The organism is Nonomuraea sp. bgisy101 (assembly GCF_057708945.1).
The window spans coordinates 1-21,611 of the sequence record NZ_JBYITD010000042.1 but is presented as its reverse complement, the minus strand read 5'-3'; the positions used below and the strand labels follow the sequence as shown (position 1 = coordinate 21,611).

The following is a 21,611-nucleotide window of genomic DNA, read 5'->3' as shown; positions in this document are numbered from 1 at the left end:
CCGCGGGGACCTGACCTTGCCGGGAGATGAGGTCGCGCCCTCGCGGGCGGCGGCCTTCCGGGGGGAGGGCGACGGTCACGCCGGTTCGCGAACCAGAGCGAGCCAGCGGTCGGTGATCCCGCCCCACAGGGCGCGCAGCGACGGTTCGGCCTCGGCGATGCGGCCGAGCATGGCGGGCACGTCCAGGCCGAGGGCCGCCAGCTGGGGCGAGTCTCCTGAGGCCCACTCCGAGGCCGACCCGAGCAGCACCTCGGGATGGAACTGCACCCCCCAGGCCCTGCGGCCCAGGCGGAAGGCCTGGTGCGGGAAGGCGCCGTCGCGCAGGAGCGGGACGGCTCCGGGCGGCAGCGTAGTGATCTCGTCCCAGTGCCACTGGACGGCCCGCCCGTCGTCCGGGAACCCGGCGAACAGCTCGTCGTCCGACGCCGCGGGATAGGGCCCGAGGGGGTGCAGGCCGACCTGGGCCGCGGGGGCGACGGTGACCGTACCCCCGCAGGCTGTGGCCAGCAGCTGGCCGCCCAGGCAGACCCCGAGGACCGGGACCTCGTCACGGACGGCCTCGCGCAGCAGTTCCTCCACCGCGGGCAGCCACGGGGCGAGGGCGACGTCGCCGGCGCCGGGGGTGCCGCCGAGGACGATCAGGCCGCTGTGACCCGACAGGTCAGCGGGCAGCGGCTCTCCCTGGTAGGGATGCCGCAGGTCGAGCTTGAGCCCGGCCTCCTCGATCCGCTCCCCGATCAGGCCGGGGCCCGTGCCGTGTTCGTGCTGGATGCCGAGGATCACAGGCGGCCCGCCTCGATGATGGACTTCAGGAACATCCGCGTACGCTCCTCGCGTGGTTCGGTGAAGATCTGCTCGGGTGGCCCCTGCTCCAGCAGGCACCCTTGGTGCAGGAAACAGACCCGGCTCGCCACCTCGCGGGCGAAGCCCATCTCGTGGGTGGCCAGCAGCATGGTCATCCCTTCGGCGGCCAGGTCTCGGACGATGCCGAGGACCTCGGCGACCAGTTCGGGATCGAGCGCCGAGGTGATCTCGTCAAGCAGCAGCACGCGGGGCCCCATGGCGAGGGTCCGCACGATCGCGACCCGCTGCTGCTGGCCGCCGGAGAGCCGGTCGGGGTAGGCGTCGGCCCGCTCCTCCAGCCCCACCCTGCGCAGCAGCTCCAGCGCGCGCTCACGGGCCCTGTCCCGTGGGAGCCCGCCGAGCCTGACCGGCGCGAGCGTGATGTTGTCCAGCACGCTCATGTGCGGGAAGAGGTTGTAGCTCTGGAAGACCATGCCGACGTCCCTGCGCAGCAGGTTCACGTCCACACCCGCACCCGACACCACCTCGCCGTCCAGGCGGACCGCGCCCGCGTCGATGGACTCCAGCGCGTTGACGCAGCGCAGCAGCGTGGACTTGCCGCTGCCCGAGGCGCCGATGAGGCAGATCACCTCGTGCCGCGCGACGGACAGGTCGATGCCCTTGAGCACCTCGTGGCCGCCGTAGCTCTTGCGCAGCCCTTCGAGCTCCAGGAAGGCCATCACTTGCTCCGATCGCGGGTGACGAGCCGGTCGACGAGGCGCGCCTGCGGGATGGTGATGAGGATGAACAGCCCCGCCACGACCGTGACCGACGACAGGTTGAAGTTGTTGGAGGCGAGGATCTTCGCCTGGTTGAAGGCGTCGATGCTGCCGATGACGTTCACCAGCGCGGTGTCCTTCTGCAGGCTGATGAAGTCGTTCAGCAGCGGCGGAATCACCCTGCGCGTCGCCTGCGGCACCACCACGTGGCGCATGGTGGCCAGGTAGGAGAAGCCGAGCGATCGAGAGGCCGCGATCTGGCTGGGGTGGATGCTCTCGATTCCGGCGCGGAAGACCTCGGCGACGTAGGCGCCGTAGACCACGGTGAGGGCCAGGATCGCGTACCACGTCTGGTCGAGCCCGCTCAGCAGCGGGACCTGGGCCAGCGGGAGGCCGAAGCCGATCAGGTAGATCACGATGATCGCGGGGATGGCGCGGATCGCGTCGATGTAGAAGGTCGCGAGCATCCTGATCGGCCGTCCCGCCCGTCCCGGCGCGAGCCTGGCCAGGGCCAGGACGAGGGCCCAGACGAGCACCAGGACCTGCGCGACCACGGCGATGAGCAGGTTCGTCGCGAAGGCGCGCGCGATGTCAGGGACACTCGCCCACATGAGCGGGCCGTCGAGGAAGGTCTTCTGGACGGCGGCGTCGTTGGCGAGCACGAACACGACCACGGCCAGCGCGCACAGCACGGCGAACGCCGCGCCCAGCGCGGTCCAGGCCGACTCCCTGCCGCGCGCGGCCAGGCGGCGCGCGGCCACGACGTCGGGAGCCGCCAGCGCGGCGGCGCAGGCCCGAGCGGCCCGCCAGGCGTCCCACGCGGGCCTGAACACGGCCAGGACGGCCGGCGCGCCCGCGACCGCGACCGCGCCGAGCACCCAGAGCCAGGGCCCGGAGGCGGCCGTCGCGACCAGCTCGGCCGCCACCGCCCAGGTCGCGAGCGTCGCGAGCGCCGCCGCCGCCAGGCCGGTCAGCGCGAAACCGCGTCCCGGAGCGGGAAGGGGCTGGGAGCGGGAGGGCGGGACCGCCTCGCCCTCGAGGAGGGCGTGCCCGGTGGTCACGACGCCTGCCAGATCGGGACCGCGGCAGGGTCGCCGCCGAACACCTTGGCCAGGTACTGGGCCGACAGCCTGGCGTACGTCCCGTCGACCTCCATCTGCTTGATGATCGCGTTCAGGGTGTCCGCGTTGGGCGAGCCCTTGGGGTAGAGCGCGCCGTACGACTCGCCCGTCGAGTACTGGCCGACCACGGTCAGCGCGCCCTGCGAGTTGGCCGCGGTGCCGAGCATGATGGCCACGTCCTGGAGCGCGGCGTCGATCTGCCCCGCCTTGACGGCGGCCGCCATCTCGGGGTCGTTGGGGAAGACCTTGGGCTGCTGCTCGGGCTTGAGCACGTTGGCCACGAAGTCGGCGCCGGTCGTCCCCTGCTTGACGCCGAGGCGCAGCGTCCGCAGGTTGTCCCCGGTCACGGCCGCGCCCTTCTTGGTCATCACCCCGATGTTGGAGGCGAAGTAGGGCTCGGAGAAGGTGACCACCTTCTTGCGGGCGTCGGTGATGGAGATCTCGGCCAGGGCCAGGTCGAAGTCCTTGGTGTGGCCGGCGACCAGGGCGTCGAAGGGCGCGTTCTCGATGGCGAGCTTGGACAGCCCCGCGCGGTAGGCGATGGTGGCGGCCATGCAGTACTCGAAACCGTCCTTGATGTCGGCCACCGTGTCGCCGTTCCACCAGCCCTTCGAGGGCAGGTCCCCCTGCACCGTGAGCGTGTCGTCCGTCACGGTCGCGAGTGTGAACTCGCCGCGCTTGCCGGTCACGGCGCAGGCGCCGTAGCCGGTGCCGCTGGACTCGGTGGTGCTCGAGGTGGAGGATCCGCAGCCTACCGCGAGGAGCAGGGCGGCGAGGCCCACGGCGGCGAGGCCGGAGCGGGTTCTGGTCATGGCGCACTCCTGAGTGGTTCTGGGGTACGTCACGGTTGCAAAAACGCTTTGGCTACGTCAATGGGCGTTGCCAAAACGTTTTCTCAATCGTGGTTAGGATCAAGCCATGAGCTCACGCGCCGGTATCCGCGACGTCGCCACCGCCACAGGGCTGTCGATCACCACGGTGTCGCACGCCCTCAGCGGCAAGGGCCGGGTCTCCGAGAAGACAAGGGCGATCGTCCTGGCCGCCGCCCAGGAGCTCGGCTACCAGCCCGACCCGATCGCCGCCGGTCTGGCCTCCGGCAGGGTCGGCGTGATCGGCGTCCCCGTCGTGCATCTCGACTCGCGGCACTGGGGCCACACCTACCGCCCCTACTACGCCGCCTTCACCGGCGGCGCCACCATGCTGGCCGTCGAACGCGAGCACGCCCTGGTCGTCGTTCCCGCGGCGCCCGGTTCCGGGATGATCCGCCGAGTCCCGCTGGACGGCATGATCGTGGTGGATCCCGAGCCGAACGACGCGATCCTGGCCGACTGCCTGCGCAGGGGCATCCCCGTGGTCGCCGACGGCGCGCCGCTCGACCCGGGGAACGGCGGCGTTCCCGTCGTCCACAGTGACGCGGAGGACGCACTGCGCGCGCTGCTCGACCGGCTGCGCGCCACGGGATCGCGGCGCGTCGCGCTGCTCACCGGCACCGAGGCCGACTCCTACACGCTCGACACGGGCGCCGCCTACCGCGAGTGGTGCGCGACCACGGGCAACCCGCCCATCGTCGAGGCGCTCCAGCCGGACGAGGTCCCCGAGGTGGCCGCGCAGCGGCTCCTGTCGGGCGCCGCCCGCCCCGACGCGGTCCACGGCCTCAACGAGACCTACGGCGAGGCGCTGCTCGCGGCGGCCAGGAGGCTCGGGCTGTCCATCCCCGGCGACCTGCGGGTGACGATGATGTGCGAGACCTCAGAGGACAAGCACTGGGAGGTGCCGCTCACCGTGGTCAGTCTCGAGGCCGCCGCACGGGGAGCGGTCGCGGCGGGCGCGCTGATCGACCTGCTCGCGGGAAACGAGGTGGGCCGGCTGCACGTCCCCACCCGCCTGGTGTTCCGCGCCTCGACCGGCGACTGAGCGGGGACGGGCACGGCGAAGCCCCGCCGCACCATGTGCGACGGGGCTCGGGGTGGATCTCTAGGAGAGACCGGGCGCGGGGAACTGCGCGGTCAGCTCGGAGACCTCGTGGTGCACGCGGGTGATCACGTCCTCGGCGTCGCCCTTGGCCAGCGCCGTGACGACCTCGTCCATCCACGCGCCGATCTGTCGCATCTCGGCCTCCTTCATGCCACGCGAGGTGACCGAGGGCGTGCCGATGCGGATGCCGGACGGGTCGAACGGCTTGCGGGTGTCGAACGGCACCGTGTTGTAGTTGGTCTCCAGGCCCGCCCTGTCCAGGGCCTGGGCGGCCGGCTTGCCGCCGATGCCCTTGGGCGTCAGGTCGAGCAGGATCAGGTGGTTGTCCGTGCCGCCGGAGACCAGGTCGAACCCGCGGCTCGACAGCTCCTCGGCCAGCGCCTTGGCGTTGGCGACGACCTGCGCGGCGTACTCGCGGAAGGACGGCTGGGCCGCCTCGTGCAGGGCGACGGCGATCGCGGCGGTGGTGTGGTTGTGCGGGCCGCCCTGCAGACCGGGGAAGACGGCCTTGTTCAGCGCGGCGGCGTGCTCGTCGGCGGAGGCCATCAGCATCGCCCCGCGCGGACCGCGCAGCGTCTTGTGCGTGGTCGTGGAGATCACGTCCGCGTGGCCCACCGGCGACGGGTGCGCGCCGCCCGCCACGAGGCCGGCGATGTGCGCGATGTCGGCGGCCAGGACCGCGCCGACCTCCTTGGCGATCGAGGCGAAGCCCTCGAAGTCGATCGTGCGCGGGATCGCGGTGCCGCCGCAGAAGATCAGCTTGGGCCGGTGCTCCAGGGCCAGCGCGCGGACCTCGTCGAGGTCGATGCGGCCGGTGTCCTGGCGCACGCCGTAGCGGACCGGGTTGAACCACTTGCCGGTGGCGCTGACCGACCAGCCGTGGGTCAGGTGGCCGCCGAACGGCAGGCCCATGCCCATGACGGTGTCGCCCGGGTTGAGGAAGGCCATGTAGATGGCGAGGTTGGCGGGCGAGCCCGAGTACGGCTGGACGTTGGCGTGCCCGACGCCGAACAGCGACTTGGCACGGTCGATCGCCAGGGTCTCGATCTGGTCGATGACCTGCTGGCCCTCGTAGTAGCGCTTGCCCGCGTACCCCTCGGAGTACTTGTTGGTGAGAACGGTGCCGGTGGCCTCGAGGACCGCCTTGGACACGTAGTTCTCGGACGCGATCAGCTTGACGGTGTCGGCCTGGCGGCGTTCCTCGGCCTTGATGAGCTCGGCGAGCTGCGGGTCGACCGTGGCGAGAGAACTCATGACTCCCCTGTCGTCATTGACATTGTGCGAAGACCCAGGCGCTCGGCCTTCGCCCCTTCCGCTCCCCGGTGGTCAACCACCTAATGCGCCAGTCGCGACGTCCTAGACGATATCGGATGTCAGGCCGCCGTACGGCTGGCCCTCGTCGCCCCCTCCCCCGGCCACAGCCGGTCGACCTCGGCGTTGAGGATGGCGCCGATGAGCACGGCGAGCGCGGTGATGTACAGCCACAGCAGCACGGCGATGGGCGCGGCGAGCGAGCCGTACACCGAGACGGGAGAGAACCACGAGGCGAAGACCGCCCGCAGCACCATGGCGCACAGCAGCCACAGGAACAGGGCGAGCACCGCGCCGGGCAGTTCCCTGTACCACTTGGTCCGCACGGGGACGCTGACGTGGTAGAGCATGGTCAGGAACAGCACGGAGCCGATGATCACGACGGGCCAGTAGAGGATGTCGACCAGCACCGCGTAGTCCTTGATCGCGGCCCGGAGCAGGTCGGGCCCGATCAGCATGACCGGCATGACGATGACGCCGATGAGCAGGGAGACGACGTAGAGGCCGAAGGACATCAGCCTGGTGCGGATGATGCCCCGCTCCTCGCCGAGGCCGTAGGCCACCGAGATGAGGTCCACGTAGACGTACAGGGCCCGCGACCCCGACCAGAGCGCGAGCAGGAAGCCGACCGAGATCAGCGGCACCTTGTTGTTGCTGTTGAGCACGTCGTTCAGCAGCGGCTTGATGACCTGGTCGACGGCGTTGTTGGTGAAGATGAAGTGCGCCTGCTTCTCCACCTCCACCCGTACGGTCTCGACGGTGTCGGGCCCGAGCACCGAGCTGAGCTGGGCCAGCACGGCGATGAGACCGAGCACGAACGGCGGGAGCGACAGCAGGGCGAAGAACGCGGCCTCGCCCGCGAGACCGGTGACCCTGTAGTTGACGCCGGCGTCCACGGACGCGCGGACGATGGCCCACGACCGGGTGTCCAGCACCCAGCTGAGCCGCTCCCTCGCGCGGCTCATGCTGAGCCGCGGCCCGCGCCGTTTGGCGCGAGGCGGTGCGTCGGTGGAGGTCATGGCAACCAAAGGGTATGCGCTGTCACCGGTCACTTCCCCGCATGACCTGTGACAATCCGATCTCGTGTCAGGTTTCGACGATACGCGCGCCGAGGGGGAGCAGCGAGACCGGAATCATCTTGATGTTGGCCACGCCCAGCGGGATCCCGATGATCGAGACGAACAGCGGGATGGCGGTGAGCACGTGGCCGATCGCGAGCCACCAGCCTGCGAAGACGAGCCAGATGACGTTGCCGATGGTGGACAGCGCGCCCGCGTCGGGGTCGCGCTCGACGGTTCTGCCGAACGGCCACAGCGCGTAGGCGGCGATCCTGAACGAGGCGATGCCGAAGGGGATCGTGACGATCAGGATGCAGCAGATGATGCCGGCGATCACGTATCCGATCGCCAGCCACACTCCGGCGAGAACCAGCCAGATGACGTTCAGAATGGTCCGCATAGTTCAAAGCATGTCAGCGCATATCTAAAGAGATCATCCGGAATTGCCCTGAATCGCCCCTGAGGGATCCCTGCCCTTCCCCGGCGGGCCAGCGAACGCCTGCGCGACCTCCGTCCACGCCCGCGCGGTCTCGCCCTGAACCTCCAGACGCAGGTCGTGCAGGTGCCGCCGCTGGGTGACCAGCAGGCAGAAGTCGAGCATCGGCCCGCGGACCACGTCCGCCGCCCCGGGGGCGCCGGCCGTCCACGGCGTGCCGTCCGGCATCGTCAGCTCCACCCGCACGGGGTCGGCGGGCGCGGGCCTGCCCCTGACCGCGAAGCCGTACGGCATGGCGCGCACGCCGAGCGTGGCGACGTGCCTGAGCCTGGCGGTGGGCGTCCTGACGACGGCGAGCGCGTCGGCGACGTCCTGCCCGTGCGCCCATGTCTCCATGAGCCTGGCGGTGGCGAAGGAGGCGGCCGACATGGGCGGGCCGTACCAGGGGACGCGCTGCCGCGGATCGAGCGTGGCGAAGAGGTCGAGCATGCGGGCGCGTGCCGCGCGGAACCACGCGTGCACCTCGGCGACGGACAGCGAGCGCGCCTCGGCCACCAGGTCGTCGACGAAGGTCTCGGTCACCCCGGCTCGCAGGGAGCCGGGGTCGGTGACGGCTCTGACGGCCGCCTCGTCGAACCACGCCAGGTGGCTGACCTGGTCGCGGACCGACCACCCCTGCGCGGGCGTGGGGAGTTCCCAGTCGGCGCCGTCCAGGAGCGACTCCAGGTCGGCGGTCTCGGCGCGCAGGTCGGTGAGCAGGGCCGGATAGAAGTCCACGATGAATAATCAAGAGGTGATTTGCGAGAAGTGCAAGGACAAACTTCACCAGGAGTGCCCTGGCGGATCATGGTGCGACTGCCAGCATCAGAACAGCGAGACTCCCAAGGAGTCGGAGCTCGACTGGCCGAGGCAGGGCTAGATCGTCCAGAGTGTGGACCCGGTCTTGGACATGCCAGACGGCCAAGGTATGGTTCGAGGTATGCCAGCGGACCCGATGCTCGTCGTGCGACGTCACGTCGACCTTCAGCGTGTCCGTAGTGCCATCTGTAGCGACGCCCGCTAATTCTTCCCCGTTTTCTCTCTGAAACGACCGCGCGCGTCGCACACCCCGGTTCCCCTGCACTCGACGATGAGGCAGGAGGAGGCTGGCGCGCGCCCACGACTCAAAGGACGCGCTATGACCACCCCTGCCAGCCGGCATCACAAGCGCCCGCGCGGCGAAGGTCAGTGGGCTCTCGGTTATCGCGAGCCGCTGAACAAGAACGAGGAGAACAAGAAGAACGATGACGGGCTGAACGTTCGCCAGCGCATCATCGACATCTACTCCAAGCGTGGCTTCGACTCCATCGACCCGGCCGACCTGCGTGGACGCATGCGGTGGTACGGCCTGTACACCCAGCGCAAGCCCGGCATCGACGGCGGCAAGACCGCCATCCTCGAGCCGGAGGAGCTGGACGACCGCTACTTCATGCTGCGCGTCCGCATCGACGGGGGCCAGCTGAGCCTCGAGCAGCTGCGGGTGCTCGCCGACATCTCCAACCTGTACGGCAGGGGCACCGCCGACCTCACCGACCGGCAGAACATCCAGTACCACTGGATCGAGATCGAGTCGGTGCCCGACATCTGGGAGCGCCTGGAGGCGGTCGGCCTGTCGACGACCGAGGCCTGCGGCGACACGCCGCGCGTGATCCTCGGCTGCCCGCTGGCCGGCATCGACACCGAGGAATTGCTCGACGCCACCGAGCAGATCCGCGAGGTGCACGACCGCTTCATCGGCGACCCGGCCTACTCCAACCTGCCCCGCAAGTTCAAGACGGCGATCTCCGGGTGCCCCGCGCACTGCACGGTGCACGAGATCAACGACGTGGCCTTCGTCGGGGTCGTCAACGAGCAGGGCGAGAAGGGCTACGACCTGTGGGTGGGCGGCGGCCTGTCCACCAACCCGATGTTCGGCAAGCGCATCGGCGTGTTCGTCCGCCCCGACCAGGTGGCCGACGTCTACGGCGGCGTGATCGGCATCTTCCGCGACTACGGCTACCGCAGGCTCAGGCACAGGGCCAGGATCAAGTTCCTGGTCAACGACTGGGGTGCGGAGAAGTTCCGCGACGTGCTCCAGACGGAGTACCTCAAGGAGGACCTGCCCGACGGGCCCGCGCCCGAGCAGCCGCGCGACAGCCGCCGCGACCACGTGGGCGTCCACCCGCAGAACGACGGCAACTTCTACGTCGGCTTCGCGCCGCGGGTCGGCCGGCTCGACGGCGACACGCTCCACGTGATCGCCGATCTCGCCGAGCGGCACGGCTCGGCCAGGGTCCGCACGACCGTCGAGCAGAAGATGGTCATCCTCGACGTCGCGCCGGACCAGGTCGACTCGCTCGTGGCCGCGCTGGAGGCCAACGACCTGCAGGTCACCCCCTCCACCTTCCGCCGCCAGACGATGGCGTGCACCGGCATCGAGTACTGCAAGCTGGCGATCGTCGAGACCAAGGCCACCGCCTCGCACCTGATCGACGAGCTGGAGAAGCGGCTGCCGACCTTCGCCGAGCCGCTGACCATCAACGTCAACGGCTGCCCGAACTCCTGCGCCCGCATCCAGGTCGCCGACATCGGCCTGAAGGGCCAGCTGGTCGTCAACGACCAGGGCGAGCAGGTCGAGGGCTTCCAGATCCACCTGGGCGGGTCGCTCGGCGTCAACCCCGGTTTCGGCCGCAAGGTCCGTGGCCTGAAGACCACGGCCGAGGAGCTGCCCGACTACGTGGAGCGGGTCCTGACCCACTTCGAGGACCAGAAGAAGGACGGCGAGTCGTTCTCCGACTGGGTCCAGCGAGCAGACGAGGGGGACCTCAAATGAGCGAACGCGCGGTCCCCTTCCACTGCCCCTACTGCGGTGACGAGGACCTGGAGCCGTACGAGGGCGACGGCGGCTGGTACTGCAGGGCGTGCGCCCGCGCCTTCAAGCTGAAGTTTCTCGGGATCGGAGTGAAGATATGACCGAACGCAGTGAGGGCATCAGTAGACGCAGCACGCTCGTCATGGGGCCGACGAAGGAGGCCTCATGACGCTGGTCGACATCGAGGTGACGTTAAGAGAACAGCGCGGCACGCTCGACCTGCAGTCCATTGTCGAGTCCGCCGCCGTGTTCCTGGAGGACGCGCCCGCCAGGGAGATCATCCGCTGGGCGGCAGCGACGTTCGGCGACCGGTTGTGCCTGACCTCCTCCATGAGCGACGCGCTGCTGATCGATCTGGTGAGCAGGGTGAAGCCGGGCGTCGACGTCCTGTTCATCGACACGGGGTATCACTTCGCCGAGACGATCGGCACCCGTGACGCGGTCCAGCAGGTCTATGACGTCAATGTGATCAATGTGCAGCCGTCGCGGACGGTCGAGGAACAGGAGCGCGACCTCGGCCCCCGCCTGTTCGGCCGTAACCCCGACCTGTGCTGCTACCTGCGCAAGGTCGAGCCGTTGAACAGGGCGCTCGAGCCGTACCTGGCCTGGATCTCCGGCATCCGCCGCGACGAGTCGCCCACGCGCACGGGCACGAAGGTCGTGGAGTGGGACGCCAAGCGCCAGATGGTCAAGGTCAACCCGATCGCCAGGTGGACGCAGGACGACGTCGACAACTACATGGCCGACAACGGCGTCCTGATCAATCCGCTGCACTACGACAACTACCCGTCGATCGGCTGCGCTCCCTGCACCCGCCAGGTCGCCGACGGCGAGGACCCGCGCAGCGGCCGCTGGGCGGGCATGGGGAAGACCGAATGCGGCATTCACCTCTGACGTCCGCATCCGTGGCCACCGCCGGCCGGCATCCGGCGGCTGAGGGGGCGCGCCTTGGCAGGGGCGCGATCCCGTTGGTCGCGGTGGCGCACGGGTCGCGAGACCCGCGCGCCGCCGCGACCGTGGAGGCGCTGCTCGAGCGGGTCAGGCAGGCCCGTCCCTGGCTGCCCGTCCGCTCGGCCTTCCTCGACCACGGACCGCCCACACTCGCTCAGGCGCTGCACGGGTTGCGCGAGGCGGTCGTGCTGCCGCTGCTGCTGACCGAGGCCTATCACAGCAGGGTGGACCTGCCCGCCGCGCTCGCCGAGGCGCGCGCCCGTGACGCGCGCCTGCGCATGCGCTACGGCACGACGCTCGGCCCTCACCCGCTGCTGCTGGACGCGCTCGAGCGCCGCATGGCCGAGGCGGGGGTCGCTCCCGGCGCCCGCGACACGGCCGTCGTGCTCGTCTCCGCGGGTTCGAGCGACGCCCGCGCCAACGCCGTCGTCGCCGACCTCGCGCGGTCGTGGGGCGAGCGGGCGGGCTGGTGGGCCGTGGCGCCCGCCTACGCCTCCGCCGCGGGGCCCACCCCGGCCGAGGCGGTCGCGGCCCTGCGCGCCGCGGGAGCGCCGCGGGTCGCCGTCGCGCCGTACCTGCTGGCTCCCGGGTTCTTCGCCGACAAGGTACGGCAGAGCTCAGGTGCCGACGTCGTCGCGGACGTGCTCGGCCCCGCGCCCGAGCTGGTCGAGGTGCTGCTGGAACGCTACGAGCTCGCTCTGGCGGCCGAGACCGTCATGGCCTCGGCGTGATGGGGGCCTGACGCGAACCTGATCCGGCGCTGATCCGGCCCCGATCTGGCCCTGATCCGGCGCGGCGGAGGCGCCGTGCCGGGCGTCAGTCGCGGCCCAGCCGCCGCTGCTCGCTCCACATCTGCTCGTGGGTGAGCCCGAGGTGCTCGCGCCACGCCGCCCACCCGCGCTTGATCGGCTTGGCCCGCGAGTCGCCGATGACCTTCACGTCTCCCATGAAGGCGTAGGCGTGCACCCGCACCACGGGGACGTTCATGCCGGGCGCGGCCTCCAGCACGTCGACCTTCTTGTCGCCCATGACGGCCACGCCATCGAGGTCCACGTCGACGCCGTCGGGGACGATGATCTTGACGTCGCCCATGACGGAGACCGCGGTGACGTCGATGGCGTTCGTGCGGACCTCCGCCTCGCGCAGGTCGAGCACGACGTCGCCCATCACCGCCACCGCGCCGAGCTCCTGGTCGACCCGCCACTTGCCGCGGCGCTTGGTGTCACCCATGATCGCCACGAACCAGCGCCGCCTGCGCGACGGCGCCTCGGAGGGTGCGGGCGCCATCGTGCCCTCGGCGGGCAGGTCCTGGGTGATCAGGGCCAGCTCGGCGTGCGTGGTCGCCTTGTAGGCGGCCTCCGTCCTGTCGGTCAGCTCGACCAGCGTCAGCCTGCCCTCGACCGAGGCCACCCGCAGCCGCTCGACGACGGCCTCCCGCTCGACGTCTGAAGCACGCAGTCCGCCCGGATCACTCATAGTCGCAACATATCGCGTTTTGTCATACTTGCGGAGGACCGACATCCCCGTGCCGCTGGAGCCGTCCCCCGGAGCGGAGACGCTAGGGTCCTGTCATGCATGAGGAACAGCTCTACCGGGCGGCGTTGAACGGCGACCTGGAGACCGTGGACCAGCTGCTGGCGGCCGGGGCCGACCCGAACGTGGTGAGCCAGGGCGAGGAGGAGGGACTCCCGCTGTGCGCGGCGGCCGCGTGGGACCGGGTGGCCGTGGCCGGGGCGCTGCTGGCCGGGGGCGCCGACGTCAACGGCCAGGAGGGCGGCGGCTGGCGGGCGCTGGCGTGGGCGGCGGCCAACGGCCACGCCGAGACCGCCCAGGCGCTCATCGAGGCGGGCGCGGAGGTCGACGCGGCCAACGACGACGGTGACACGCCGCTGACGCTGGCCGCGCGGCGTGGCGCGCTCGGCGTGGTGCGGGTGCTGCTGGAGGCGGGCGCCGACATCGAGAAGTTCGACGCCGACGGCGACACCCCGCTGGACATCGCGGTCGACTGGGTGGGCGTTCACCTGGAGAGTGCGCTGCTCGACCAGATCGGGCAGGAGGGATGGGAGTACGTCGTCGCCCGGCAGTACGCCAAGGACGGCACCGAACTGGTCACGGTGGCGGGACAGTCGCCCGACGGCGAGCAGCGCGAGCAGATCCAGGCGCAGCGCGGCCACGCGGCGATCGCCACGCTCCTGGAGGAGGCCGACGGCGTCTACACCCCCGTCGAGCAGCTCGTCGCCAGGGCGCTGGCGCACCGCGACACCGACGAGGACGCCGAGACCTGGTGGATCGTCGCCGACACCCTCGGCAAGCGCGCCGACGAGGAGACCTACGAGGCGCTGTCCAGGTTGTGCGTCAGCGAGGACGCCAGGGAGCGCGAGTTCGGCGTGGACGCCATCGCCCAGTACGGGATCACCGAGGAGGGCGACAAGCCGTACCTGGAGCGCACGCTGCCCCTGCTGCGCAAGATGGCCACGACCGAGGGCAACCCGCAGGTGCTGCGCTCGGTGCTGGCCGCGCTCGGCCACCAAGGCGATCACAGGGCGCTGCCCCAGGTGCTCGACATCATCGGCCGTCCCGAGCACAGGCGGACGATGACGGACGCGATCGCGCTGGCCGACGTGCTGCCGGGCGATCCGGGACTGCTGCGCGCCGAGGCGGAGGGCGGCGGCGAACGCGACCTCTGGGGCGAGGGGCTCGCCCTGCTGGTGGAGATGTCGAGAGACGACGAGGAGGAGGTCCGCGACTGGGCGACCACCGGCATCGCCAATCTCGACGCCGACACCCCGGAGATCCGCGAGGCGCTCGCGGCCAGGCTGGACGACGGCGACCTGCACACCGTGGCGGAGGCGGCCCGCGGGCTCGCGCTGCGCAAGGACGACAGGGCCAGGGCGGGGATCGAGCGGGTGCTGGCGGGAAGCGACGACGACTACGCCCGCGAGGTCGCCGACGAGGCGCGCAGGACCCTGGAGGGCTGAGCGCGCGGGCAGATGACGCGTGCCGCGACTTCCCCACGCCTCGGAGCGGTGCGCCGGGGCGTCGTGGAGTCACGGCACGCGAGTTTTTCCGAGCGGATGTCACGGAGAGCGATCGCGCGCTAACGTTCCGGTGGCCACCTGTCACTCGACGTAAGGATCGTGTGTGCGCATCCGACTCGCCGCGGCGACCGCGCTGCTCGTCACCTGCCTGCCGGCCCCCGCGGGCCACGCGTCGGCGCCGCCCGACCAGTGTGCGGTCGACAGCGACAGGGCGCTCGCGGCGCAGCTGGCCCGCCATCCCGGCGGCACCAGGGTCGACTCCAACACCGTCGCCTACGACGACGGCGCGCTGAGCGTCAACGTGTTCCCCGCGTCATGCGAGAGCTTCGACGGGCTCGGCGACTGCGACTCGGGCGTGGCCTGCTTCTGGGCGCGCTCGCGCTACCAGGGCACCCAGTGGGTGCTCAGCGGCAAGGACAGGTGGGTCGAGCTGCGCGCCGGCCGGTTCGGCTCGGCGCACAACAACCACACGGGCGACCTGCTGCTGCGCGGCACCCGCGACGGGGCGACCGTGAAGGTCTACGGGCCCGACACCGGCAGCGCCGACACGCTGCGGCGGGGCGCGCGCGGCCCGGTCGGCGGGCTCGGCTGGGCCTGTCTGCGCGCGCGGGCCTCGCGCGGCTGCGCCTGACCGTTCCCCGCGCGCCGCGCCCACGCCGACCTCGCCGGGTGCGGACGATCATCGGACACCAGCGGGATATGTTGGGGCTTTCCAGCGAAAGGACATCGCCATGGCGACCACTCGTACCGCCACCACGCAGTGGAAGGGCGCCCTGCTCGACGGTTCTGGCCAGGTCTCGCTCGACACCTCCGGCGTCGGTACTTTCGACGTCTCCTGGCCGTCGAGGGCCGAGGCGGCCAACGGCAAGACCTCTCCCGAGGAGCTCATCGCGGCCGCGCACTCCTCGTGCTTCTCGATGGCCCTGTCCCACGGGCTCGCGCAGGCGGGCACCCCGCCGCAGACGGTGGAGACCAAGGCCGACGTGACGTTCCAGCCGGGCGAGGGCATCACGGGCATCGTGCTCACCGTGCGCGCGCAGGTGCCCGGCATCACCCCCGAGCAGTTCCAGGAGGCCGCCGAGACGGCGAAGGCCAACTGCCCGGTGAGCAAGGCGCTGGCCGGCACCACCATCTCGCTCAACGCCGAACTGCTCGGCTGACGTCTTCCTGTCGACGTCGACCCCGCGCCGCCGCTCGGGCGCGGGGTTCGGAGCGCGGGGATCGTCCCGATCCCCCGAGCGGAACGGCGACGGCACTCCTGGAGCGGGGGCTCCAGGTTGGTTCGTGTCGTCGCCATAGCGACGGAAAGGCGGACACGTGCGACAATTGGGCCACATGCGAGAGGTCTGGCCGGGCGAGCCCTATCCACTCGGCGGCACCTGGGACGGCGTTGGCACCAGCTTCGCGGTGTTCTCCGAGGTCGCCGAGCGGGTCGAGCTGTGCCTGTTTGACGACGACGGCAACGAGGAGCGCCTCGACCTGCCCGAGGTCGACGGCTTCGTCTGGCACGGCTACCTGCCGGGCATCGCACCAGGCCAGCGGTACGGCTATCGCGTCCACGGCCCCTACGACCCGTCGCACGGCTACCGCGCCAACCCCGCCAAGCTGTTGCTCGACCCCTACGCCAAGGCGATCGAGGGCGAGCTGCGCTGGAACGAGGCGGTCTTCCCCTACCACTTCACCGACCCCTCCAAGGTCAACACCGTCGACAGCGCCCCCTACATGCCGAAGAACGTGGTCATCAACCCGTTCTTCGAATGGGGCAACGACCGGCCGCCGCACACGCCGTACCACCAGACGGTGATCTACGAGGCCCACGTGCGCGGGCTGACCATGCGGCACCCCGCCGTCCCCGAGGAGCAGCGCGGCACCTACGCGGGCATCGGGCACCCCGCGGTCATCGACCATCTGCTCTCGCTCGGCGTCACCGCGGTCGAGCTGATGCCCGTGCACCACTTCGTGCCCGAGCACTTCCTCGTGGCCCGCGGGCTGACCAACTACTGGGGCTACAACACGATGGCCTACCTGGCCCCGCACGGCGCCTACTCCAGCGCCGGCCAGCGCGGCGAGCAGGTGCTCGAGTTCAAGGCGATGGTGAAGGCGCTGCACGAGGCGGGTATCGAGGTGATCCTCGACGTCGTCTACAACCACACCGCCGAGGGTGACCACATGGGTCCGACCCTCGGCTTCCGGGGGATCGACAACAGCGCCTACTACCGCCTGCACGACGGCGACAGGCGCTACTACCTCGACTACACCGGCTGCGGCAACAGTCTCAACGTGCGCTCACCGCACGCGCTGCAGCTCATCATGGACTCCCTGCGCTACTGGGTGCTCGACATGCACGTCGACGGGTTCCGCTTCGACCTGGCCGCCGCGCTGGCCCGCGAGCTGCACGACGTCGACCGGCTGAGCGCCTTCTTCGACCTCATCCAGCAGGACCCGGTGATCTCCCAGGTCAAGCTGATCGCCGAGCCGTGGGACGTCGGCCCCGGCGGCTACCAGGTGGGCAACTTCCCGCCCTTGTGGACGGAGTGGAACGGCAAGTACCGCGACTCGGTGCGCGACTTCTGGCGCGGCACCGGGTCGGCGCTGCCCGAGTTCGCCTCCCGCCTGGCCGGCTCCGCCGACCTGTACGCCTCCTCCGGCCGCCGCCCCGTGGCCTCCATCAACTTCGTGACCTGCCACGACGGCTTCACCCTCAGTGACCTGGTCTCCTACAACCGCAAGCACAACGAGGAGAACGGCGAGGACAACCGCGACGGCACCGACGACAACCGCTCGTGGAACTGCGGCGTCGAGGGCCCCGTCGAGGACCCCGAGATCGTACGGTTGCGCCACCGCCAGCGACGCAACTTCCTGACCACGCTCTTCCTGTCGCAGGGCGTGCCCATGCTCTCCCACGGCGACGAGCTGGGTCGCACGCAGCGCGGCAACAACAACGCCTACTGCCAGGACAACGAGATCTCCTGGGTCGACTGGTCGATGGCCCACACCGAGGAGAACCTGCTCGACTTCGTCCGCTCGCTGTCGAGGCTGCGCCGCGAGCATCCGGTCTTCCAGCGCCGCCGCTTCTTCCGCGGCCGCACACCGGACGACGGCAAGCGGGACCTGGTCTGGCTCACCCCGGCCGGCGCGGAGATGACGGCCGGCGACTGGCACACCGGGTACGCCAAGTCGATGGGCGTCTATCTCAACGGCGAGGCCATCACCGAGCCGGGACCGCGCGGCGAGCGCATCGTGGACGACTCGTTCCTGCTGCTGATCAACGCCCATCACGAGGACATGGCGTTCACGCTGCCCGGTGAGGAGTTCGCCGACTCGTGGATCACCGTGCTCGACACCAACGACGAGGGGCAGGGCGAGGAGTTCTACTCCGACGACCGGTGGTCGCCCGGCTCGGTGGTGGCGGTCACGGCGCGCAGCATCCAGGTGCTCCGCCACCCGATGCGGGCTCCCCAGCAGGCGAGCCTCTAGCGCAGCCGGGCGGTGACCTCGATCTCGATGCGCATGCGCGGGTCGGCGAGGCGGCAGCCGATCATCGTGGCGGCCGGCCGTACCTTGTCGAAGGCCTGGCGGAGCACCGGCCAGCAGGGCTCGAAGTCTGCCGGTTCCGGCAGCATGTAGGTGACCCTGACGACGTCGGCCAGTGACGCGCCGGCCCTGTCGAGGGCCTCGCCGATGTTGCGCAGGCACTGGGCGGCCTGCTCGGCCACGTCGTCGGAGATGGTCATCGTCCGGTAGTCGAAGCCGGTGGTGCCGGAGACGAAGACCCAGCCGTCCTCGACGACCGCGCGGGAGTAGCCGATGGCGTGCTCGAACGTCGAGTCGCTGGAGATGAGCGTGCGTGCTGTCATGGCGTGCATCCTCACAGGACGGCGGGCGATATGTCCAAGACGTCGCACAGGTCACCCTGATATCTCTTGAGATATGGAACGCCCCGAGCTGGATCTCAGGCAACTGCACGCCTTCCTGGTGCTGGCCGAGGAGCTGCACTTCGGCAGGGCCGCCGAGCGCCTCGGCGTCGCGCAGCCGCCCTTCAGCCAGCAGATCAGGCGGCTGGAGGAGCGGGTGGGACATCCGCTGTTCGACCGGGCGGCTCGCGAGCTGACGGCCGCGGGCGCGCGGCTGCTGCCGGCCGCGAGGCTGGCGCTCGAGGAGGTGGCGGGCGGGCTGGAGGCGGCCAGGCGGGCGGGCCGCGGCGAGGCGGGACGGCTGCGCGTCGGGTTCGCCGCCTCGCTCGCGCTGACCGTCGTGATCGCCGCTTTCGCGCGGGAGCGACCGGGGGTGCGGGTGGAGATGCGGGAGCTGACGACCTCCCGGCAGCTCCAGGCGCTGCGCGGGGAGGAGATCGACGTCGGACTGCTGCGCGAGACGGAGGAGGCTGAGGGGCTGGAGGTGGTCCCGCTGCTGGCCGAGGAGGTGGTCGCGGTGCTGCCGTCGGCCCACCGCCTCGCGTCGCGGCGACGGGTCGAGGTGGCCGACCTGGCGGGCGAGCCGTTCGTGTTCTTCCCCCGCGAGCACGGCGCGGGCTTCCACGACAGGCTGCTGGCGCCGGCCAGGGCGGCGGGGTTCGAGCCGAGGGTGACGCAGCGGGCGGTGGAGTGGCAGACGGTGGCCGGTCTGGTCGCGGCCGGTCTCGGCGTGAGCCTCGCCCCCGCGGGGGTGGGCGCGGTACGGCCCGCCGGTGTGGTCTACCGGCCGCTGAAGGGCGCGCCGACGACGACGGTGGCGCTGGCCTGGCGGCGCGGCACCGGCGACCCGCTGGTGAGCGCCTTCGCCCGCCTGGCCGTCGCCGTCGGGAAGGCGCTCAGCTGATCGACGAGGCGGCCAGCAGCACCAGGACGAACGTGGTCACGCCCACCACCCCGTGGGCCAGTACGGCCAGCAGCGGAAAGCGCTGCTCGGCCCCCTTCGCGTGGCGTCCGGCGCCGAGCCACCGGGTGAACATCGTGAATCCCAGGAGCGCGGAGACCGCCAGCACGGCGAAGGCCAGCCAGGCCAGCAGCCGCTGCCCGGTCACCAGGTGCCCCACCCAGCATGCCAGCGCGGAGACGGCCAGCACGGGATGAGAGAAGATCAACGTCGCGGGGAAGCGGGTGACCTTCGTCGCCTGTTGTCGCAGGCCGCCGCCCGACAGCCACAGGTACAGCAGATAGAAGCCGATCAGAGCGTTGAGCACCCATGCCGCGACCGTGACGAGATCCACCCGGCCTCCCCTGTGTCCCCATCCCTGCCGCCACGCTATGCACAAACGGCCACGTACGTCTTCGGATACATCAAACTGCGTATAACGCCCCTCACCCCGGATCGTCGGTGGCGTGTGCCAAGGTAGAGGAGTGCGTCGCATCCATCCCGACACAGCAGACGATCCCGACATCCCCCAGGCCTACGCCTACCCCGAGCGGCGGCCATGGCTGCGGGTCAACATGGTCGCCAGCGCCGACGGCGGCACCTGGGTCAAGGGCCTGTCAGGGGGCCTGTCCAGCAAGGGCGACCGGCGGATCTTCGGAGTCCTGCGCGGCCTGTCCGACGTCGTCATGGCGGGCGCCGCCACCGTCAGGACCGAGGGGTACGGCCCCGCCAAGCCGCGGGAGTCGTGGGGGCCGCTGCGCGAGGGCCGCCCCGCCGCGCCGCCCATCGCCGTGGTGACCCGGCGCCTCGACCTCGACCTGGGCAGCCCGCTGTTCACCGACGCCGAGCCCTACGCGCGGACGATCGTGATCACGTGCGCGGCGGCGCCGCTGGATCGCCGCGCAGAGGCGGCCGAGCGCGCCGACGTGATCGTGGCGGGCGACGACAGGGTCGAGCTCGGCCTGGCGATCGAGGCGCTGCGCGAAAGGGGGCTCGACCGGATCCTGTGCGAGGGCGGCCCGCGGCTCAACGGCCAGCTCGCCGCCGCAGGCCTGATCGACGAGCTGTGCCTGTCGGTGAGCCCGATGCTGATCGGCGGCGGCGCGGCGCGCGTCCTGAACGGCGAGGCGGCCCAGATCGGCCTGAGCCTGGCGCACGTGCTGGAGGAGGAGGGCTTCCTCTTCTGCAGATACATCAGGGAGTAGCAACCATGGACGACGAGCTCGAGCTCCAGCTTGACCTTCCGGTGCTGCCGCCGGTGGCGCCGATGCTGGCCAAGGCGGTCAAGGGCATGCCCAAGCAGGACGGCTCGCTGTTCTACGAGCCGAAGTGGGACGGCTTCCGCTGCATCATCTTCCGCGACGGCGACGAGGTCTTCCTCGGCAGCCGCAACGAGCGGCCCTTCACACGCTACTTCCCCGAGCTGGTCGAGGCGGTCAAGGCCGAGCTGCCCGACAAGTGTGTGGTGGACGGCGAGATCGTGCTGCGCAGAGGACAGGAGCTCGACTTCGAGGCGCTGCAGCAGCGCATCCATCCGGCCGCCTCCAGGGTGAAGATGCTCTCCGAGCAGACCCCCGCCTCGTTCGTCGCCTTCGACCTGCTGGCGCTGGGGTCCGAATCGCTGATGGAGACGCCGTTCGCCGAGCGGCGGGCCCGGCTCGAGGGGCTCTTCCCCGAGGCGGGCGGCTCCATCAGGCTCACCCCCGTGACCGACAGCGACGAGCGGGCGGCCGAGTGGTTCGAGATGTTCGAGGGGGCGGGGCTCGACGGCATCATCGTCAAGCCCGGCGACCAGCCGTACGTCCCGGACAAGCGGACGATGTTCAAGGTCAAGCACGAGCGCACCGCCGACGTGGTGATCGCGGGCTACCGCGAGCACAAGACGGGGCCGATCGTGGGGTCGCTGCTGCTCGGTCTGTACGGCTCCGACGGCAGGCTCCACCACGTCGGCGTCGCCGCGTCCTTCCCGATGGCGCGCAGGGCCGAGCTGGTCGAGGAGCTCAAGCCGTACCTCGCCCAGCTGGGCGAGCACCCGTGGGGCGAGTGGGCCGACCAGGCGCTGCTGCGGACCGGGCTGCCCGCGGCGACCCCGGCGACCGGCGGCCAGCGGATGCCGGGGGCGGTGTCGCGCTGGAACGCCAAGAAGGACCTGTCGTTCATCCCGCTCAGGCCCGAGCTGGTGATCGAGGTGGCCTACGACAGCATGGAGGGCGACAGGTTCCGGCACACCGCGCACTTCCGGCGGTGGCGGCCCGATCGGACGCCCGAATCGTGCACCTATGACCAGCTTGAAAAGCCGATTTCCTACAACCTTGATGACATTCTTGCCCGCTGACCGGAAGATGCGTTATATCTCGACCTATGACGTCACCCCACGACGATGAGCTGCGCGCCGCGGGGGGGGGGGGTCGGGAGC

24 protein-coding genes and 1 riboswitch are annotated in these 21,611 nt (G+C 70.7%); of the genes, 13 read left to right on the top strand and 11 right to left on the bottom strand.

The window, feature by feature from the left end:
- Nucleotides 1–75: 75 nt before the first annotated feature.
- Genes AC3EO4_RS47595 through AC3EO4_RS47580 form a run of 4 tightly spaced genes read right to left on the bottom strand, consistent with a single transcriptional unit; the run spans nucleotide 76 to nucleotide 3,495 of the window.
- Nucleotides 76–783, bottom strand: a complete 708-nt coding sequence (locus AC3EO4_RS47595; RefSeq protein WP_431902641.1) for a type 1 glutamine amidotransferase — start codon at nucleotides 781–783, stop codon at nucleotides 76–78.
- Nucleotides 780–1,523 carry an amino acid ABC transporter ATP-binding protein gene (locus tag AC3EO4_RS47590; protein WP_431902639.1) on the bottom strand — a complete coding sequence of 248 codons (744 nt, stop codon included), beginning with the start codon at nucleotides 1,521–1,523 and terminating at the stop codon, nucleotides 780–782. The genes AC3EO4_RS47595 and AC3EO4_RS47590 overlap by 4 nt, the downstream gene beginning before the upstream one ends.
- A complete protein-coding gene (locus AC3EO4_RS47585; protein WP_431902638.1) occupies nucleotides 1,523–2,623 on the bottom strand; it encodes an amino acid ABC transporter permease in 1,101 nt (366 codons plus the stop codon). Before AC3EO4_RS47585 ends, AC3EO4_RS47590 begins: the two co-directional genes overlap by 1 nt.
- A complete protein-coding gene (locus AC3EO4_RS47580; RefSeq protein WP_431902637.1) occupies nucleotides 2,620–3,495 on the bottom strand; it encodes an ABC transporter substrate-binding protein in 876 nt (291 codons plus the stop codon). The genes AC3EO4_RS47585 and AC3EO4_RS47580 overlap by 4 nt, the downstream gene beginning before the upstream one ends.
- Before the next feature lie 106 nt (nucleotides 3,496–3,601).
- Here AC3EO4_RS47580 and AC3EO4_RS47575 point away from each other — a divergent pair, with 106 nt between their 5' ends.
- Entirely contained in the window at nucleotides 3,602–4,597 is a 996-nt protein-coding gene (locus AC3EO4_RS47575) for a LacI family DNA-binding transcriptional regulator (RefSeq protein WP_431902635.1), read from the top strand.
- A gap of 60 nt (nucleotides 4,598–4,657) precedes the next feature.
- On the opposite strand, the gene glyA is transcribed toward AC3EO4_RS47575, so the two are convergent.
- The 4 genes from glyA to AC3EO4_RS47555 all read right to left on the bottom strand — a co-directional run bounded on the left by glyA (nucleotide 4,658) and on the right by AC3EO4_RS47555 (nucleotide 8,239).
- The gene (glyA, locus tag AC3EO4_RS47570) at nucleotides 4,658–5,911 is read right to left on the bottom strand and encodes a serine hydroxymethyltransferase (protein ID WP_379574013.1); all 1,254 of its coding nucleotides are present in this window, start codon (nucleotides 5,909–5,911) and stop codon (nucleotides 4,658–4,660) included.
- Between the two features lie 25 nt (nucleotides 5,912–5,936).
- Nucleotides 5,937–6,017: riboswitch (ZMP/ZTP riboswitch) on the bottom strand.
- 13 nt (nucleotides 6,018–6,030) lie between these two features.
- Nucleotides 6,031–6,987 (bottom strand): YihY/virulence factor BrkB family protein, encoded by a 957-nt coding sequence (locus AC3EO4_RS47565; protein WP_379574012.1) that lies wholly within the window; start codon nucleotides 6,985–6,987, stop codon nucleotides 6,031–6,033.
- A 67-nt stretch (nucleotides 6,988–7,054) separates the two neighbouring features.
- Nucleotides 7,055–7,426, bottom strand: coding sequence for a YccF domain-containing protein (locus AC3EO4_RS47560; protein WP_379574011.1), 372 nt, complete (start codon nucleotides 7,424–7,426; stop codon nucleotides 7,055–7,057).
- 33 nt (nucleotides 7,427–7,459) lie between these two features.
- Nucleotides 7,460–8,239, bottom strand: a complete 780-nt coding sequence (locus tag AC3EO4_RS47555) for a TIGR03084 family metal-binding protein (RefSeq protein ID WP_431902633.1) — start codon at nucleotides 8,237–8,239, stop codon at nucleotides 7,460–7,462.
- 172 nt (nucleotides 8,240–8,411) lie between these two features.
- Here AC3EO4_RS47555 and AC3EO4_RS47550 point away from each other — a divergent pair, with 172 nt between their 5' ends.
- The 5 genes from AC3EO4_RS47550 to AC3EO4_RS47530 all read left to right on the top strand — a co-directional run bounded on the left by AC3EO4_RS47550 (nucleotide 8,412) and on the right by AC3EO4_RS47530 (nucleotide 12,034).
- Nucleotides 8,412–8,525 (top strand): putative leader peptide, encoded by a 114-nt coding sequence (locus AC3EO4_RS47550; RefSeq protein WP_379574563.1) that lies wholly within the window; start codon nucleotides 8,412–8,414, stop codon nucleotides 8,523–8,525.
- Between the two features lie 114 nt (nucleotides 8,526–8,639).
- Nucleotides 8,640–10,313, top strand: coding sequence for a nitrite/sulfite reductase (locus AC3EO4_RS47545; protein ID WP_379574009.1), 1,674 nt, complete (start codon nucleotides 8,640–8,642; stop codon nucleotides 10,311–10,313).
- Nucleotides 10,310–10,453: an Insertion element protein gene (locus AC3EO4_RS47540; RefSeq protein ID WP_185077756.1), complete on the top strand. Its 144-nt coding sequence runs from the start codon at nucleotides 10,310–10,312 to the stop codon at nucleotides 10,451–10,453. Before AC3EO4_RS47545 ends, AC3EO4_RS47540 begins: the two co-directional genes overlap by 4 nt.
- Before the next feature lie 64 nt (nucleotides 10,454–10,517).
- Nucleotides 10,518–11,246, top strand: coding sequence for a phosphoadenylyl-sulfate reductase (locus tag AC3EO4_RS47535; protein ID WP_379574008.1), 729 nt, complete (start codon nucleotides 10,518–10,520; stop codon nucleotides 11,244–11,246).
- Nucleotides 11,228–12,034 carry a sirohydrochlorin chelatase gene (locus AC3EO4_RS47530; protein ID WP_431902631.1) on the top strand — a complete coding sequence of 269 codons (807 nt, stop codon included), beginning with the start codon at nucleotides 11,228–11,230 and terminating at the stop codon, nucleotides 12,032–12,034. Before AC3EO4_RS47535 ends, AC3EO4_RS47530 begins: the two co-directional genes overlap by 19 nt.
- A gap of 85 nt (nucleotides 12,035–12,119) precedes the next feature.
- Here AC3EO4_RS47530 and AC3EO4_RS47525 read toward each other — a convergent pair whose 3' ends face one another.
- The gene (locus tag AC3EO4_RS47525) at nucleotides 12,120–12,779 is read right to left on the bottom strand and encodes a DUF1707 SHOCT-like domain-containing protein (protein ID WP_431902630.1); all 660 of its coding nucleotides are present in this window, start codon (nucleotides 12,777–12,779) and stop codon (nucleotides 12,120–12,122) included.
- A 95-nt stretch (nucleotides 12,780–12,874) separates the two neighbouring features.
- Here AC3EO4_RS47525 and AC3EO4_RS47520 point away from each other — a divergent pair, with 95 nt between their 5' ends.
- The 4 genes from AC3EO4_RS47520 (at nucleotide 12,875) to glgX (ending at nucleotide 17,818) form a co-directional block, all read left to right on the top strand.
- On the top strand, nucleotides 12,875–14,281 hold the full coding sequence (locus tag AC3EO4_RS47520) for an ankyrin repeat domain-containing protein (protein WP_431902629.1): 1,407 nt from the start codon (nucleotides 12,875–12,877) through the stop codon (nucleotides 14,279–14,281).
- Between the two features lie 163 nt (nucleotides 14,282–14,444).
- Entirely contained in the window at nucleotides 14,445–14,972 is a 528-nt protein-coding gene (locus tag AC3EO4_RS47515) for a hypothetical protein (protein ID WP_379574004.1), read from the top strand.
- Nucleotides 14,973–15,072: 100 nt separating this feature from the next.
- A complete protein-coding gene (locus tag AC3EO4_RS47510; protein ID WP_379574003.1) occupies nucleotides 15,073–15,501 on the top strand; it encodes an OsmC family protein in 429 nt (142 codons plus the stop codon).
- 175 nt (nucleotides 15,502–15,676) lie between these two features.
- Nucleotides 15,677–17,818 carry a glycogen debranching protein GlgX gene (gene glgX / locus AC3EO4_RS47505; RefSeq protein ID WP_431902626.1) on the top strand — a complete coding sequence of 714 codons (2,142 nt, stop codon included), beginning with the start codon at nucleotides 15,677–15,679 and terminating at the stop codon, nucleotides 17,816–17,818.
- Here the strand turns inward: glgX and AC3EO4_RS47500 are convergent.
- Entirely contained in the window at nucleotides 17,815–18,198 is a 384-nt protein-coding gene (locus AC3EO4_RS47500; RefSeq protein WP_379574000.1) for a RidA family protein, read from the bottom strand. The genes glgX and AC3EO4_RS47500 overlap by 4 nt on opposite strands.
- A 73-nt stretch (nucleotides 18,199–18,271) precedes the next feature.
- Between AC3EO4_RS47500 and AC3EO4_RS47495 the strand changes: the two genes are divergently transcribed.
- Complete coding sequence (locus tag AC3EO4_RS47495) at nucleotides 18,272–19,159, top strand: LysR family transcriptional regulator (RefSeq protein WP_431902624.1); 888 nt, start codon at nucleotides 18,272–18,274, stop codon at nucleotides 19,157–19,159.
- Here the strand turns inward: AC3EO4_RS47495 and AC3EO4_RS47490 are convergent.
- Nucleotides 19,152–19,550, bottom strand: coding sequence for a hypothetical protein (locus AC3EO4_RS47490; protein WP_431902622.1), 399 nt, complete (start codon nucleotides 19,548–19,550; stop codon nucleotides 19,152–19,154). The genes AC3EO4_RS47495 and AC3EO4_RS47490 overlap by 8 nt on opposite strands.
- A gap of 130 nt (nucleotides 19,551–19,680) precedes the next feature.
- Here AC3EO4_RS47490 and AC3EO4_RS47485 point away from each other — a divergent pair, with 130 nt between their 5' ends.
- Both AC3EO4_RS47485 and AC3EO4_RS47480 read left to right on the top strand, forming a co-directional pair.
- Nucleotides 19,681–20,400 (top strand): pyrimidine reductase family protein, encoded by a 720-nt coding sequence (locus AC3EO4_RS47485; protein WP_431902621.1) that lies wholly within the window; start codon nucleotides 19,681–19,683, stop codon nucleotides 20,398–20,400.
- Between the two features lie 5 nt (nucleotides 20,401–20,405).
- Entirely contained in the window at nucleotides 20,406–21,530 is a 1,125-nt protein-coding gene (locus tag AC3EO4_RS47480) for an ATP-dependent DNA ligase (protein WP_379573996.1), read from the top strand.
- The last annotated feature ends 81 nt before the right edge of the window (nucleotides 21,531–21,611 follow it).

Excerpts from the sequence above, each read along its gene's own strand:
- AC3EO4_RS47590 (WP_431902639.1), bottom strand. The coding sequence starts at position 1,523 with ATGGCCTTCCTGGAGCTCGAAGGGCTGCGCAAGAGCTACGGCGGCCAC.
- AC3EO4_RS47580 (WP_431902637.1), bottom strand. The coding sequence starts at position 3,495 with ATGACCAGAACCCGCTCCGGCCTCGCCGCCGTGGGCCTCGCCGCCCTG.
- AC3EO4_RS47575 (WP_431902635.1), top strand. The coding sequence starts at position 3,602 with ATGAGCTCACGCGCCGGTATCCGCGACGTCGCCACCGCCACAGGGCTG.
- glyA (WP_379574013.1), bottom strand. The coding sequence starts at position 5,911 with ATGAGTTCTCTCGCCACGGTCGACCCGCAGCTCGCCGAGCTCATCAAG.
- AC3EO4_RS47565 (WP_379574012.1), bottom strand. The coding sequence starts at position 6,987 with ATGACCTCCACCGACGCACCGCCTCGCGCCAAACGGCGCGGGCCGCGG.
- AC3EO4_RS47560 (WP_379574011.1), bottom strand. The coding sequence starts at position 7,426 with ATGCGGACCATTCTGAACGTCATCTGGCTGGTTCTCGCCGGAGTGTGG.
- AC3EO4_RS47550 (WP_379574563.1), top strand. The coding sequence starts at position 8,412 with ATGCCAGACGGCCAAGGTATGGTTCGAGGTATGCCAGCGGACCCGATG.
- AC3EO4_RS47545 (WP_379574009.1), top strand. The coding sequence starts at position 8,640 with ATGACCACCCCTGCCAGCCGGCATCACAAGCGCCCGCGCGGCGAAGGT.
- AC3EO4_RS47540 (WP_185077756.1), top strand. The coding sequence starts at position 10,310 with ATGAGCGAACGCGCGGTCCCCTTCCACTGCCCCTACTGCGGTGACGAG.
- AC3EO4_RS47535 (WP_379574008.1), top strand. The coding sequence starts at position 10,518 with ATGACGCTGGTCGACATCGAGGTGACGTTAAGAGAACAGCGCGGCACG.
- AC3EO4_RS47530 (WP_431902631.1), top strand. The coding sequence starts at position 11,228 with ATGCGGCATTCACCTCTGACGTCCGCATCCGTGGCCACCGCCGGCCGG.
- AC3EO4_RS47525 (WP_431902630.1), bottom strand. The coding sequence starts at position 12,779 with ATGAGTGATCCGGGCGGACTGCGTGCTTCAGACGTCGAGCGGGAGGCC.
- AC3EO4_RS47520 (WP_431902629.1), top strand. The coding sequence starts at position 12,875 with ATGCATGAGGAACAGCTCTACCGGGCGGCGTTGAACGGCGACCTGGAG.
- AC3EO4_RS47510 (WP_379574003.1), top strand. The coding sequence starts at position 15,073 with ATGGCGACCACTCGTACCGCCACCACGCAGTGGAAGGGCGCCCTGCTC.
- glgX (WP_431902626.1), top strand. The coding sequence starts at position 15,677 with ATGCGAGAGGTCTGGCCGGGCGAGCCCTATCCACTCGGCGGCACCTGG.
- AC3EO4_RS47500 (WP_379574000.1), bottom strand. The coding sequence starts at position 18,198 with ATGACAGCACGCACGCTCATCTCCAGCGACTCGACGTTCGAGCACGCC.
- AC3EO4_RS47495 (WP_431902624.1), top strand. The coding sequence starts at position 18,272 with ATGGAACGCCCCGAGCTGGATCTCAGGCAACTGCACGCCTTCCTGGTG.
- AC3EO4_RS47480 (WP_379573996.1), top strand. The coding sequence starts at position 20,406 with ATGGACGACGAGCTCGAGCTCCAGCTTGACCTTCCGGTGCTGCCGCCG.